The organism is Limnochorda sp. L945t (genome assembly GCF_035593305.1).
Lineage (GTDB): Bacteria > Bacillota > Limnochordia > Limnochordales > Geochordaceae > Carboxydichorda > Carboxydichorda subterranea.
This window is the reverse complement of record NZ_CP141615.1, coordinates 2159914-2172354: the sequence shown is the minus strand read 5'-3', so window position 1 is coordinate 2172354 and position 12441 is coordinate 2159914. Positions and strand designations below refer to the sequence as shown.

At 69.1% G+C, this 12441-nt stretch carries 14 protein-coding genes; 4 read left to right on the top strand and 10 right to left on the bottom strand.

Annotation, left to right across the window (positions count from 1 at the left end; translation table 11 throughout):
- The first annotated feature begins 166 nt into the window (after window positions 1–166).
- Both U7230_RS10070 and U7230_RS10065 read left to right on the top strand, forming a co-directional pair.
- Complete coding sequence (locus tag U7230_RS10070) at window positions 167–985, top strand: ParA family protein (protein ID WP_324715715.1); 819 nt, start codon at window positions 167–169, stop codon at window positions 983–985.
- 55 nt (window positions 986–1040) lie between these two features.
- Window positions 1041–3500, top strand: a complete 2460-nt coding sequence (locus tag U7230_RS10065; protein ID WP_324715714.1) for a Lon protease family protein — start codon at window positions 1041–1043, stop codon at window positions 3498–3500.
- Here U7230_RS10065 and U7230_RS10060 read toward each other — a convergent pair.
- Window positions 3449–4690 (bottom strand): epoxyqueuosine reductase, encoded by a 1242-nt coding sequence (locus U7230_RS10060; RefSeq protein ID WP_324715713.1) that lies wholly within the window; start codon window positions 4688–4690, stop codon window positions 3449–3451. The genes U7230_RS10065 and U7230_RS10060 overlap by 52 nt on opposite strands.
- 134 nt (window positions 4691–4824) lie before the next feature.
- On the opposite strand from U7230_RS10060, the gene U7230_RS10055 reads away from it, so the two are divergent.
- Window positions 4825–6096, top strand: a complete 1272-nt coding sequence (locus U7230_RS10055) for a Glu/Leu/Phe/Val family dehydrogenase (protein ID WP_404980660.1) — start codon at window positions 4825–4827, stop codon at window positions 6094–6096.
- On the opposite strand, the gene U7230_RS10050 is transcribed toward U7230_RS10055, so the two are convergent.
- The 9 genes from U7230_RS10050 to U7230_RS10010 form a co-directional block, all read right to left on the bottom strand.
- A complete protein-coding gene (locus U7230_RS10050; RefSeq protein WP_324715711.1) occupies window positions 6087–6353 on the bottom strand; it encodes a hypothetical protein in 267 nt (88 codons plus the stop codon). The two genes, U7230_RS10055 and U7230_RS10050, sit on opposite strands and share 10 nt — an antisense overlap.
- Before the next feature lie 105 nt (window positions 6354–6458).
- A complete protein-coding gene (locus tag U7230_RS10045; RefSeq protein ID WP_324715710.1) occupies window positions 6459–6701 on the bottom strand; it encodes a hypothetical protein in 243 nt (80 codons plus the stop codon).
- A 26-nt stretch (window positions 6702–6727) separates the two neighbouring features.
- Window positions 6728–7168, bottom strand: a complete 441-nt coding sequence (locus U7230_RS10040) for a 4Fe-4S binding protein (RefSeq protein ID WP_324715709.1) — start codon at window positions 7166–7168, stop codon at window positions 6728–6730.
- Between the two features lie 6 nt (window positions 7169–7174).
- Window positions 7175–7771, bottom strand: coding sequence for a hypothetical protein (locus tag U7230_RS10035; protein ID WP_324715708.1), 597 nt, complete (start codon window positions 7769–7771; stop codon window positions 7175–7177).
- A gap of 6 nt (window positions 7772–7777) precedes the next feature.
- Entirely contained in the window at window positions 7778–8620 is an 843-nt protein-coding gene (locus U7230_RS10030; protein WP_324715707.1) for a c-type cytochrome, read from the bottom strand.
- 164 nt (window positions 8621–8784) lie between these two features.
- Complete coding sequence (locus U7230_RS10025) at window positions 8785–9363, bottom strand: QcrA and Rieske domain-containing protein (protein ID WP_324715706.1); 579 nt, start codon at window positions 9361–9363, stop codon at window positions 8785–8787.
- A gap of 31 nt (window positions 9364–9394) precedes the next feature.
- The gene (locus U7230_RS10020; RefSeq protein ID WP_324715705.1) at window positions 9395–10228 is read right to left on the bottom strand and encodes a hypothetical protein; all 834 of its coding nucleotides are present in this window, start codon (window positions 10226–10228) and stop codon (window positions 9395–9397) included.
- Between the two features lie 12 nt (window positions 10229–10240).
- The gene (gene extP / locus U7230_RS10015) at window positions 10241–11014 is read right to left on the bottom strand and encodes a selenite/tellurite reduction operon b-type cytochrome ExtP (RefSeq protein WP_324715704.1); all 774 of its coding nucleotides are present in this window, start codon (window positions 11012–11014) and stop codon (window positions 10241–10243) included.
- A gap of 146 nt (window positions 11015–11160) precedes the next feature.
- On the bottom strand, window positions 11161–11670 hold the full coding sequence (locus tag U7230_RS10010; protein ID WP_324715703.1) for a cupredoxin domain-containing protein: 510 nt from the start codon (window positions 11668–11670) through the stop codon (window positions 11161–11163).
- A gap of 229 nt (window positions 11671–11899) precedes the next feature.
- Here U7230_RS10010 and U7230_RS10005 point away from each other — a divergent pair, with 229 nt between their 5' ends.
- Window positions 11900–12439, top strand: a complete 540-nt coding sequence (locus U7230_RS10005) for a phosphatidylglycerophosphatase A (RefSeq protein WP_324715701.1) — start codon at window positions 11900–11902, stop codon at window positions 12437–12439.
- The last annotated feature ends 2 nt before the right edge of the window (window positions 12440–12441 follow it).

Genomic DNA, 12441 nt, shown 5'->3' with positions numbered 1-12441 from the left:
GGGTTTCCAACGTGTCAACCGGACGAATGCCACGGAACGTCGGGACGTTGGACATGGAAGGGGTGCGCACAGAGGACGAAGAGCACCCGTTCGGTGGCCGGGAGGGGCTGCTCCCGCAGCCTCGAAACAAGGCTCCATCGGCGGGAGAGGGGACGAGGGGAGCTTCGTGGCGCCGGCCGGGCACGTGATCGTGGTGGTCAACCAGAAGGGCGGGGTGGCCAAGACCACCTCGGTCTTCCACCTGGGCGCTGCCCTGGCCGAGCTGGGCATGCGGGTGCTGTGGGTCGACCTGGACCCCCAGGCGGCGCTTTCGGCCTGGTGCGGCGTGGCGCCGGACAGGAGCCCCAACGTCTATCACGGGCTCCTGTCGCGCACGCCTGCCGGGCCGATCCTGGTGGAAGGCTGCCAGGGGGCCGACCTCTTGCCGGCGGGGATCGAGCTGTCGCTGGCGGAGCTCGAGCTCGTCAACCAGATGGCGCCGGAACGAAGGCTCTTGCGCTTACTGGCCGAGCTGCGGGACCGGTACGACTACGTGCTGGTGGATACCCAGCCGTCGCTCGGCATCCTCACCCAAAACGCGCTGGTGGCGGCCGACGAGGTGCTGATCCCGGTCGCCTGCGAGTACCTGGCGGTGCGGGTGCTCTCCTTGGTGCTCCGGGCGCTCGGGCGGGTGCGCGTGCAGGCCAACACCCGGCTGACGGTGGCCGGCATCCTGCCGACGATGTACGACGGGCGGACCCGGCATGCCCGGGAGGCGTTGGAGGCCGTCCGGTCGGCCTTCGGCGCTCGCTACCGGATCTTCGAGTGGCCCGTCAAGAAGAGCATCCGCTTTGCCGAGGCGGCCGCCCAGCACCGGGCGGTGTGGGAGATCGCTCCGGACCACCCGGGTGGGGCCGCCTACCGATCGGTCGCCTCGGTGCTGGCGGGCAGGGTGCCCATGGGAGTGCCCGCAGGGCGGCTGGAGGAAGACGAGACGTTGCAGTGAACTCACCACTGGCTCCCGCCCGGCCCTCGACGGAAGAAGGGAGAGTGCTCCGAAGTTGAAGTCCATCCCCGCACCATACGAGCTCCGGCCGGAGGATCTACGGCTCCACTTTTCTCCCAGCCGCATACCCGCCGAGACCACGGAGGAGATCGAGCCCCTCCAGGGCATCATCGGGCAGGAGCGGGCCGTTCGGGCCATGGAGTTCGGGCTGCGGGTCAAACACCCCGGATACAACATCTTCATGGCGGGCCCGACCGGCACGGGCAAGAACACTTACGCCCGGCGGCTGATCCACGAGGTGGCCCGGCGCGAGCCCGTGCCGGACGACTGGATCTACCTGTACAACTTCGAAAACCCGGACGAGCCTCTGGCGCTCAACCTGCCGCCGGGGATGGGGTCGAAGCTGGCCCAGGACATGGACGAGCTGGTCGAGGAGTTGAAAGTGGAGGTGCCTCGCCGCTTCGACTCTGACGACTACGAGAAGCAACGGGACGCGGTCATCCGGGAGTTCCAGGAGCAGAGCCAGGCCCTCATCGACGAGGCCGAGAAGGTCGCCTCCGAACACGGCTTCGCGCTGCGACGCACGAGCACGGGCTTTGCGACGGTTCCCCTGGTGGACGGCCGGCCGATTACCCAGGAGGAGTTCGAGGCCCTGCCCGAGGAGCGGCGCAAGGCCCTGGAGGCGGCCAACAAGGAGATTCACTCGCACATGGCCGACGTGACCCGGCGCATCCGGGCCCTGGAGAAGCAGGCCAAGGAGCGGGTGCGGGAGCTCGAGCGGCAGGTTGCCCTGGCCGCGGTGAGCCAGCCCATGGCCGAGCTGAGGGAGAAGTATGCCTCGGTACCGGGGGTCATCGAGTACCTGACGGCCGTGGAGAAAGACATCATCGAAAACATCGACGAGTTCAAGGACGACGAGGAGGCCGAGGCCCCCGTCCCATGGATGCGGCGAAGGTCGCGACGCAGCTTCGTTCGCTACAAGGTCAATTTGCTGGTGGACAACCATGCCACCCAGGGGGCGCCCGTGGTCATCGAGGCCAACCCGACGTTTGCCAATCTGTTCGGCAAGCTGGAGTACCGGCACGAGTTTGGAGCCATGGTCACCGATTTCACCATGATCAAGGCGGGGGCGCTTCACCAGGCCAACGGCGGCTACCTCATCCTGCAGGCCCAGGACGTCCTCAAGAGCCCGTGGTCCTGGGACGGCCTCAAGCGGGCCCTCAAGAGCGGCGAGGTGCGGGTGGAGAGCGTGGCGGAGCAGATGGGGATGCTCCCGGTCTCGACCCTCAAGCCGCAGCCCATCCCGGTGCGGGTGAAGGTGATCCTGGTCGGGAGCCCCTACCTCTACCACCTGCTGTTGTACATGGACGAGGAGTTCCGCAAGTATTTCAAGGTGCTGGCGGACTTCGACGTGGAGATGCCCCTGGACGACGAGCACGCGCTCAAGTACGCGCAGTTCGTGGCCGCCGTGTGCCGGCGAGACAACCTGCGGCCGTTCCACCGCGACGCCATCGCCCGGATCATCGAGTACTCGGCGCGGATGGCTGAGCACAAGCAGCGGCTGTCCACCCGCTTCAACGAGATCGTGGAGGTGGTTTACGAGGCGTCAGCCTGGGCCGACGCGGACGGAGCCCCGGTCGTGCGGGCCGCGCACGTGGACCGGGCGATTCGAGAGAAGGAGTACCGGTCCAACCGGGTGGAGGAGAAGCTGCAGCAACTCCTGGCGGAGGGCCAGATCCTGGTCGACGTGGACGGGGAGAAGGTCGGCCAGGTCAACGGGCTGTCGGTCATCGAGCTGGGGGACCACTCCTTCGCCAAGCCGACCCGGATCACGGCGTCAGTCGCCATCGGCGACCGGGGCGTGATCAACATCGAGCGCGAGGTGGAGCTGTCCGGCCGCATCCACGACAAGGGCGTGCTCATCCTGGCGGGATACCTGGCCGACAAGTACCCCATCGGGATGCCGCTCGCCTTGTCGGCGAGCCTGGCGTTCGAGCAGCTGTACGAGGAGATCGACGGCGACTCGGCGTCGAGCGCCGAACTCTACGCGCTGCTCTCGAGCCTGGCTGGGGTGCCCCTGCGCCAGGGCATCGCGGTGACCGGGTCGGTCAACCAGAAAGGCGAGATCCAGCCGGTGGGCGCCATCAACCGCAAGATCGAGGGGTTTTTCGACCTCTGCCGCATCAAGGGCCTCACCGGGCGCCAGGGCGTCATCATCCCGAAGCAAAACGTCGTCCACCTGATCCTCAAGGACGAGGTGCTGGAGGCCGTTCGCAAGGGGAGCTTCCACATCTATGCCGTCAGCACCATCGACGAGGGCCTGGAGATCCTGACGGGCATGGAGGCCGGGCAGCCGGGGCCCGACGGGCTGTATCCCGAAGAGAGCTTCAACGGGCGCGTCTGGCGGCAGCTCGAGGCGATGTCCCGCAGGATGGCGGAGTTCGGAAGGGGTGCCGGCGGCGGTCAGGCCGACGAGGAGGACGACCCGGACGGCTGCGGCGCGCCGGACGCTTGATCGGATGGGCGCCCGAGGGCTGCGGCGCAGGCATGGCGCACCGCGGGCGAGGGGTGTGCCTCCGCCAGACGCGCGAGGAGCTCCTGCAAGATCCGGCCCTCCTCCTTCCGGCCCGCTCGCCTGAGCGCCTGGCCGGCCACGAAGGCTGCGTTGCGCTGCAGCAACGAGAGGCTGCGCCAGGCCACGGCCGTGGCTCCGTACCGGGCACGGAAGGCGGCGGGCGTCATGGCCAGCACTTCGGCCAGCGGCAGCGTGCCGGAGGCGCCCGGCGCCGGCTCGAGGGCGAGGGAAGAGGCGAAGGCGAGTGGCGCCCGGTCCGGGGCGTTGTGAGGGCAAACCATCTGGCAGACGTCGCACCCGAACAGCCACCCGTGGAGCTGCCTGCCCTCCTGCTCGACCCGCAAGGGGCCCGGGCGCTGGGAGAACTGAGCGATGCACCGCCGGGGGTCCATCACGTAGGGCCGCAGGGCCCCCGTGGGACAGGCTTGCACGCAGCGATTGCAGCCGGCGCAGGGGTCGGACAGTTGCGGGGCCGCCCGTCGCTCGGGAAGGCCCGGCGTGGCCGCTGCGCCTGCTTCGGGGGGCGGCGGCAGGGTCGTGGCGACGACCCCGAGCACCACCCACGAGCCGCCGCCCGGCACGTAGGCGCACGTGTTCTTGCCGATCCAGCCGGCGCCCGACAGCCGCCACAGGTGCCGTTCTACCGGCGGGCCGGTGTCGACGAGGATACGGAAGTGACGGCGCCGAGGCAGGCCCGTTCGCCTGGAGGCCCAGCGCACGAGGGTGCGCAGCCGGCGGCGCATGGCGTGGTGGTAATCCTCGGCAAGCGCGTAGGCCGCGATCCGCCCGGCGGGCCCGCCAGGCCGCGCCCCTTGCGGCCTCGGCCGGGGCAACCTCACAGCGGCGGGCGGCCGGTAGGGCAGGGCGGCGACCCAGAGGCTGCGGCAGCCGGGCAGCCACCGCTCGGGCTCGGTGCGAAGCTGCACGTCCCCGGGGCAAAAGAGGGGATACGTGCCGTCCTGCTGGCGCTCCCGCAACGTCCCTGCCAGGTCCGCCTGGGGCTCCGCCTCGACCACTCCCAGGGCGGCAAGCCCCAGGGAGCGGGCGACGTCGTCGAGCGCTGCATAAAAACCCGCTCCTCCCGGCCGGTCGTGCGTCGGCGTCTCGCTCCTTTTCTCCGGGGACATCATAGTATCCGCCTCAGGTATACACGCGTCGACCCGGGAGCGCGTGCAGGAGGTCGGCCCGTCGAGTCGTACTGTTGCGGTCAACATATTCTCACCGGGCGGGAGCGTTGGACAAGATGGCGGATGCGGGATCCGGCATGGCTACCCTCGCGCACCAGGCGCACAAGGGCTCGCCTCTGGAGATGGCCCTGGAGCAGCTCGAGAAGGCCGCTGCCCTGGCCGGTATCGACGAAGGGCTCGTGAAGATCCTCAAGACACCGAAGCGGAGCCTCACGGTTTCCGTCCCGGTGCGGATGGACGACGGGCGGATCGAAGTGTTCACCGGGTACCGGGTGCAGCACAACCTGGCCCGGGGGCCTGCCAAGGGGGGCATCCGTTACCACCCCGGCGTGACCCTGGAAGAGGTCACTGCCCTCGCCATGTGGATGACGTGGAAGTGCGCCGTGATGAACCTGCCGTTCGGGGGCGGCAAAGGGGGGGTCATCTGCGACCCCCGGACCCTTTCCCCCCGGGAGCTCGAACAGCTGACCCGGCGCTACACGGCTGAGATCAGCGTCATCATCGGGCCCGACCGGGACATCCCGGCTCCCGACGTCTACACCAACCCACAGGTCATGGCGTGGATCATGGACACCTACAGCATGCAACAGGGGCGCCCGGTGCCGGCCGTGGTCACGGGCAAGCCCATCGCGGTCGGGGGGTCGCTGGGCCGGGAGCAGGCCACCGGCCGAGGCTGCGCCATCGCCGTCGAAGAGGCGGCCCGGCGCATCGGCCTGCGGCTCGAAGGAGCTCGGGTGGCGATTCAGGGGTTCGGCAACGTCGGCCGCTACTCGGCCCTCTCGCTGGAGGCGATGGGGGCGCGGATCGTAGCCGTCAGCGACTCCTCGGGCACCATCCGCAACCCCGCGGGGCTGCCGGTGCGGGAGCTGGTGGCATACAAGCGCCAGCACGGGCACGTGATGGGATTCCCGGGCGCCGAGGCGGCGGGCGGCCCGGATCGCGTGCTCGTGGAACCCTGCGACGTCCTGGTCCCCGCCGCGCTCGAGGAGGCCATCACGGCGGAGAACGCCGGCGACGTCCAGGCCCGGCTCATCGCCGAGGGGGCCAACGGGCCCATCACGCCGGAGGCGGACGCCATCCTGGCCCGGCGGGGCATCACCGTGGTACCGGACATCCTGGCCAACGCCGGGGGCGTGACGGTCTCCTACTTCGAGTGGATCCAGGGCCTCCAGGAGTTTTTCTGGCCGGAGGAGCAGGTGGAGCAGGAGCTGAGCCGGCGGATGCGCCAGAGTTTCGCCGACGTCTGGGAGACCGCGCGCCGGTACGGGACCGATCTCCGCACCGGCGCGATGGTGCTGGCGATCCAGCGCGTCGCCGAAGCGACGCGCCTTCGGGGCGTCTATCCCTGATGCTCGCCGGCCGGCCAGGGGTCGAAGGGCTCGCCGTCCTGGCACAGCGACCCGAGGCCGCAGGTATCGTACGCCACGATGTGGCGGCGCAGCACCTGCTCGACCCGGGCGCGCACCTCGGGGAGGTAGCGCCTGCGTTCGCTCTCCGGTAGGGCGAGCAGCGCCTGCTCGGCCACCTCGTCGACGAGCTCCATCAACGTCAACCCGCCCAGCTCCACGTGAAGCTGGTACGTGGACCGGGTCCTGACGGCTGCCATCGACCATGCGCCCCCTGAGCCGAAGAGAATAGTTCCTACCAAGAGCTTACGGCTGCCGGGAGCGCCCAGTAAGGGACGGTTGCCCCTGATCCTACGGGAAAAAACTCACTGGCTCTCGTTCTGGCGCGGATGCGCGGGATCCGGCTGGGCCTCCCGGCGCCGGTGCCCGCCGGCCAGCCGGCCGAGGAGCCATCCGCCGCCGGTCACGGCCCCGATGAAGGCGGCCACGCCCAACCACAGCGGCCCCGCGGCCACGAGGAGCGCGAGAGGGCCCACGCCGTGCCGGGCGAACCAGACCACGTTGGCGCCGGCGGCTGCCACGGTGAGCAGCGCCGCCAGCGTCCCCATCCATCGAAGGGTGCGGGTGTCGTCCCTCAGGCCGGAATCCCTGCCTCCTCGAGGACCTTGGGCGGCGGAACTACGATGGCCCCCTTGGCGCAGACGTCCTCACACAGCCCGCAGCCGACGCAGGCCTTCGGATCGGCGAGCACGGCCACTCCTTCGAAGGGGCCCCCGCCCTCCAGGCTCAGGCAGCTCTCCGGACACACGTCCACACAGAAGTTGCATCCCGAGCAGAGCACCGGGTCGATGACCGGCTTGGGCCAATCGGCCCGCTTCTTGATGCGGGGGATGGTGCGGCCCCACCGGTCCACGATCGCCTCCACCGGGCAGATGTAGGCACAGGCGTGGCAGTCGATGCACTGGCCGGCGTCGATGACGTGGAGATGGTCCCGTTGCCCCGTGATGCAGTCGACGGGGCAGACGTTGACGCACGCCGTGCACCCGATGCACTTATCGGTGATGTAATGGGCCACTCGCCCTCACGCTCCTTCGATCTCGGGCCGCGCGAGCGGCTCGAGCACGGCCGGCAGGTGCTCGGGATTGGCGAGGCCGCATCCGAGCTTGCGGAGCCTGTCGGCGTCCGCCGCGCTGGCCCGCCGGCGCAGCAAGACGACCAGGGCGTAGGCGACCGGGCTGCGGGACTGCTCGGCCTGGCGCCGGCGCTGCAGCGATCGCGCCGTGTCCCGGGCGCTCCTGGCACAGGCGTCGACGGCCCGAGCCGCAAGCCCCCTCCACGCCGCGTGCGAGACCGGGCAGGCCGCCACGACCATCAGCTTGCCGGGCCCCTCCACGACGTACCCGGCCGCCCAGCGCTGCCGGGCCGCCCATCTGTCCGGCAGGCGCTCGAGCGCCAGGCCGTACTTCTGGCTGGCCGCCGAAAGCCGCTCTTCGAGGGCACGCAGCCCGGCCGCCACCTGCTGCCCCTCCAGGGCCAGCGTCAGCAACCACCCGGTCGCCACCAGCAGGATGGTCCCCGCCATGCGGTAGCCCGGCTCGCCCGTGGAGGCGGCCGCCCGGAAAGCGGCTCCGCCCGCCAGGGCCGCAGCGCCTGCGCCCGCCACGACCCACCCCTTCATGCTCGCTCACTTCAGCCCCATGAGATAGCGGGTGACGACCTCCAGCTCCTGGTCGGTCAACCCGAGCACGGGCATGGTCGTCGGCCCGTACTCGATCCGGGTGCCCGAGGGCTGACCGGTCTTCGGGTCGATCCCGGCGCTGTTGGAGAACCAGACCGGCGCCCGGTGCTGCTTGGCCGGCGGGTTCTTGATCCACTCCTTCAAGAACGCCTGGTCGACGCCCCACGAGCCGACGTGGGTGAGGTCGGGCCCGATGTGCCCTCCGACCTGGCCGATGGTGTGACAGGTGAGGCACAGCTTCTGCCGGATCACCTGCTCCGCCTGCTGCTGAACCTCAGGGGGCACGCCCTCGGCTTTGGGCAGCGGGCCTTCGAGCTTGGCCTGCGGGATGCGCAAGTTGACGTCGTTCCAGTTGCCGGCCATGATGAAATACGTGACGGCCCGCAGCTCCTGCTCGTTGAGAGGGCCGCCGTTCTCGCTGCTCCATGACGGCATCTGGCTGAACGACGCCAGCTCTCCGTTGGGCAGCATCTGCCACCGGGTCACCACCGAGCCGGGCCGCCCGCGGCTCACCGTATCGTAGACGAACCGGTAGGTGTCCGCATCGTTCTCGGGGTCGCCCCGCAACGCGTCCCGGTTGAGGCTGGGACCGACGACGCCCTCGCCCAGCGGGCCGTGGCAGATGACGCAATTTTGCGCGTAGATGGTCGCGCCCTGATCGATCAGCTGCGCCTTGAAGGTAGCCGCCGTAGCGGCCATGCGGGAATTCTCCCGCGCCCAGTAGGCTCCCCAGAGGACCACGAGAGCCCAGCTGAGCACCGTGACGACGATGTACGTTCGGCCCTTCAACGCCGGGAGGCTCCCTTCCGTGTGGCCCTACTCGTCATGGATCCAGCGGTCGATGAAGTAGAGCGCCGTCTCGGCCACGACGACCAGCAAGAAGACCAGCAAGAGCTCGACCGACTCCGGGACCTCCACGCCCGTTCCCTCCCCCATGCGCCGGACCCAGCGGCTCAAACCGGGGTCATGTGCTGCGGCAGCGCCACGGCCCGTTCGTGGATCTCACCGGTATTGACCACGAGGTGCCCGTTGACGACCTCGACGGTCATGTAGTCGAGCGGGCGAGGCGCCGGCCCTGCGATGTTCTGCCCGTTACGCTCGTAGATGGAGCCGTGGCAGGGGCAGTGGAAGAGCTGTTCGTCCTCCCGCCAGGGCACGGTGCAGCCGAGGTGGGTGCAGCGCCAGTAGAGAGCGATGGCCCCCTGCGGCGTTCGGGAAAGCCAGAACTTGCCCTGCGCGAACTTGGTCACCGAGTTGACCGGAAAGGCGCTGACCGGCCCGACGTCCATCTTGGTGCCGAAGCCGACGACCTTGCGCGGCCAGAACATGGCCAGGCTGGCGGCCGCGCTCTGGGCGAAGAAGAGGAAAGCCGAACCCCACATCACCCACCGCATGAAGATGCGGCGCTTCACTTCCGGGCTCTCGACCCGTTCGACCGGCGGCAGCGACCGTCTGGCCGCGCCGGGCGCGCCGGCCTCGCGACCGTCGGCCGAAGCTTTCGCCTTCCTGGCCGGTTGCTCTTCGGTTGCCATGCCCTATCGCTCCCCCGTCTTCCGTAGCGGGTCAGTGGTTGGCCTGTTTGACCTGCCACGGCCACATGAGGTTCATCCCCTCGCCGCGGAAGGCCGTGCCCACGACGGTGAGCACCACGAACGAGGCGACGAAGAAGGTGAACAACCCGATGAGGACTTCCCGGGTGTCCGCCTGCCACCGCCGCCGGACGATGAGCGCCAGGGACGTCGGGATCAAGAGCATGATGAAGATCGGGACGATCCAGCCGGCGATGCCGTTGACGACGCTGTCCGTCAGGAAACCGTAGCCGCCTCCCTGGCGCAAGGAGTGCAACCAGTACCGGATGATGGGCCCGATGCCGTGCCCGCCCTGCTCGCCGGGCACCATGAGGAACTGGTCGACCAGGATGAGCCCGACGTTCCAGACCGACGTGTAGGCGAAGCTGAACAGGGCGATGGGGACGCCCTTGGGGCTGTAAAACCAGATCCCCGTGCCCTTGCGGCGGTGGTCGACGTAGGGGATGGCCGCCAGGAGCACGAGCACGGCCCCGGGCACGATGACTCCGGCCAGCGCCTTGTCCATGTGGAGCAGCAGCTCCTGCAGGCCCAGGAAATACCACGGCGCCTTGGCCGGGTTGGGCGTGACGTCGGGGTTGGCGAGGGAGGCGAGGGGCGCGTCGACGAACACGGACATGAGGGAGAGCAGGAAGAGGTACAACAGCGCCCCCACGAACTCGATGCGCACCAGGTACGGCCAGGTGTGCACCTTCTCGTCCGGGTTTTCCTGGGACGGCCTGGGCCTCGCCGCCGGGGACGGGGCGGCCGCGGACTCCAGGACCGCGACGCGAGACGCAGCTCGATCTTCTTGCGGTTGTGCCGTGGTCATGGCGACGCTCCCTCACCCCTCCTGCTCGATGACCGGGGGATAGCCCGGCGGCTCGGGCTCGTCCTCGAGCACCGGGGTCGAGATGTTGCCGTCCTTGCGGACTCGCCAGAAGTGGAGCGACATGAGCACGATGGTCAGGAGCGGCAGGAAGATCACGTGCAGGGTGTACCAGCGCACCAGCGTCGCCTGCCCGATATCGAGACCGCCCAGCAGCATGCGCCGGACCTGATCGCCGATGAACGGCGTCGCGCCCCCCATGTTGGTGCCGACGGTGATGGCCCAGTAGGCGAGCTGATCCCAGGGCAACAGGTAGCCGGTGAAGCTCAGCAGGAAGGTGATGGTGAGCAGCGCCACCCCGATGACCCAGTTGAACTCCCGCGGCGGCTTGTAGGCGCCCGTGTAGAAGACCCGGCACATGTGCAGGAAGACGATGATCACCATGCCGTGGGCCGCCCAGCGGTGCAGGTTGCGCATGAACTGCCCGAAGGTGACCTCGCTTTCGATGAAGCGGATGGACCAGTAGGCGTCCTGCGTGCTGGGGATGTAGTACCACATCAGGAAGACCCCGGTAATGGTCAGAAGGACGAACATGTAAACCGAGAGCCCACCCAGCCCCCACGTGTACGTGACCCGGGTAGCCCGCCGGGGCACGCGTACCGGGTGCAGGTGCAGGGCCAGGCTGTTGAGGATGACCGCGACCCGGGTACGGGGCGTCGTCGGATACCCTTCCCGGTAGATGGAGCGAAACAGGCGGGTGGACTTCACCCACCGGATGATGGCACCCATGGGCCGTTTCCCTACCCCTCACGCGCCGGAGCCGGAGGCCCCGGACCGTGGCCGGCAAGCTCGGGAGCACGCCACGACACGGGCCGGGGCAGCCGCTCTCGCGGACTCGGTTGCTCGCAGACGCACGGCAGCGGAAGCGACGAGCGTCAGCGCACGATGAGCTTGCCGGTCATGCCCAGCTGGGCGTGGCCGGGGACCGTGCACATGATGTTGTACTCGCCCGGTTTCGACGGGGCCTGGAACGTGAGCGTCTTTTCCTGGCCCGTCTGGAGCTGGCCCGTCTCCACCTTCAGGTCGGGCACGGCCCAGTCGTGGGCGCTCGGGCCCTTGTTGACGACTTTCACCGTGATGGGCTGGCCGGGCTTTGCCTCGATATCGGCGGGGATGAACTTGAACTGGCCGCCCTCGTCCGTGGCCACGACCTCGATCGAAGAGCCGGACGAACCGCCCGAGGCGGCCGTGCTGCCGGACGGGCTGGCCGTCTCGGCCGGCGGCGTCGGAGACGCCGTCTGAGAGGAGCCGGACGTCGTCGGCGCCGAAGAACTGGAAGAGGAGGGAGTGCCGCCCCCGCCTCCGCACGCCGCGGCCAGCACCGCAAGAGCTACCAGGAGCACGCCTAGCACCGTGAAGCGAGATACCCAACCTCTGCGCTTCATCGACCCCCACGAACCCACCTTCCGTCCCCGGTCGGGGCAATGATGGCGTCGGGCAAGAAAGGGTTGCGCGGTCCACCCCCGTTTGCAACCCACCGGCAGTATAAAGTGCTTGTGGTCACGGGTCAAGAATACAAACGGTTACTTATAATCTTCGCTCTCCCGATTCGGCCACGGCCTCCCGATCCCTTTCTCTTTCGCGGCCGGCGCCGGTGTGATACGATGAGGCGCGATGTCACAGGATCGGACGGGAAGGACGCACAAGCGGCTTCCCGGCACGGCCCGGGCGCTCCTGGCTCTGCGGGGGGTCGACTTCGACCCGCTCGTGCGGCTGGTCTTCCGGCTGCAAAAGCCGTACGTGCCCGACCTGACGCTGGAGATGTGCCGGGAGAGCGTGGATCACGTGGTGGAGAAGAGGGAGGTCCAGTACGCCATCCTCACGGGCGTGACGCTCGACGTCATGGCGGAGGAGGGCCGCCTGGACGAGCCCCTGGCCACGATCTTGAGGGAAGAGCGAGAGCTGTACGGGGTCGACAGGGTGCTTGCGCTGAGCATCGTCAACGTGTACGGAAGCATCGGGCTGTCCAACTTCGGCTACCTCGACGAGGAGCGCCCGGCAGAGCTGCTGCAGGCGTTGCCCGGCGACGGGCCCCGGGTGCACACGTTCGTCGACGACATCCTCGCGGCCATCGTCGCGGCGGCTTGCGCCCGCATCGCCCACCGGGCCGCGGATGCGCGCCAGGCGGCGGCCCCACCGGAGGGCGCGCGCTGAAG

What these genes read in the sequence shown, in the direction of transcription:
- U7230_RS10060 (WP_324715713.1), bottom strand. Translation starts at nt 4,690, where the DNA reads ATGATGTCCCCGGAGAAAAGGAGCGAGACGCCGACGCACGACCGGCCG.
- U7230_RS10055 (WP_404980660.1), top strand. Translation starts at nt 4,825, where the DNA reads ATGGCTACCCTCGCGCACCAGGCGCACAAGGGCTCGCCTCTGGAGATG.
- U7230_RS10050 (WP_324715711.1), bottom strand. Translation starts at nt 6,353, where the DNA reads ATGGCAGCCGTCAGGACCCGGTCCACGTACCAGCTTCACGTGGAGCTG.
- U7230_RS10045 (WP_324715710.1), bottom strand. Translation starts at nt 6,701, where the DNA reads ATGGGGACGCTGGCGGCGCTGCTCACCGTGGCAGCCGCCGGCGCCAAC.
- U7230_RS10035 (WP_324715708.1), bottom strand. Translation starts at nt 7,771, where the DNA reads ATGAAGGGGTGGGTCGTGGCGGGCGCAGGCGCTGCGGCCCTGGCGGGC.
- U7230_RS10025 (WP_324715706.1), bottom strand. Translation starts at nt 9,363, where the DNA reads ATGGCAACCGAAGAGCAACCGGCCAGGAAGGCGAAAGCTTCGGCCGAC.
- U7230_RS10020 (WP_324715705.1), bottom strand. Translation starts at nt 10,228, where the DNA reads ATGACCACGGCACAACCGCAAGAAGATCGAGCTGCGTCTCGCGTCGCG.
- extP (WP_324715704.1), bottom strand. Translation starts at nt 11,014, where the DNA reads ATGGGTGCCATCATCCGGTGGGTGAAGTCCACCCGCCTGTTTCGCTCC.
- U7230_RS10010 (WP_324715703.1), bottom strand. Translation starts at nt 11,670, where the DNA reads ATGAAGCGCAGAGGTTGGGTATCTCGCTTCACGGTGCTAGGCGTGCTC.
- U7230_RS10005 (WP_324715701.1), top strand. Translation starts at nt 11,900, where the DNA reads ATGTCACAGGATCGGACGGGAAGGACGCACAAGCGGCTTCCCGGCACG.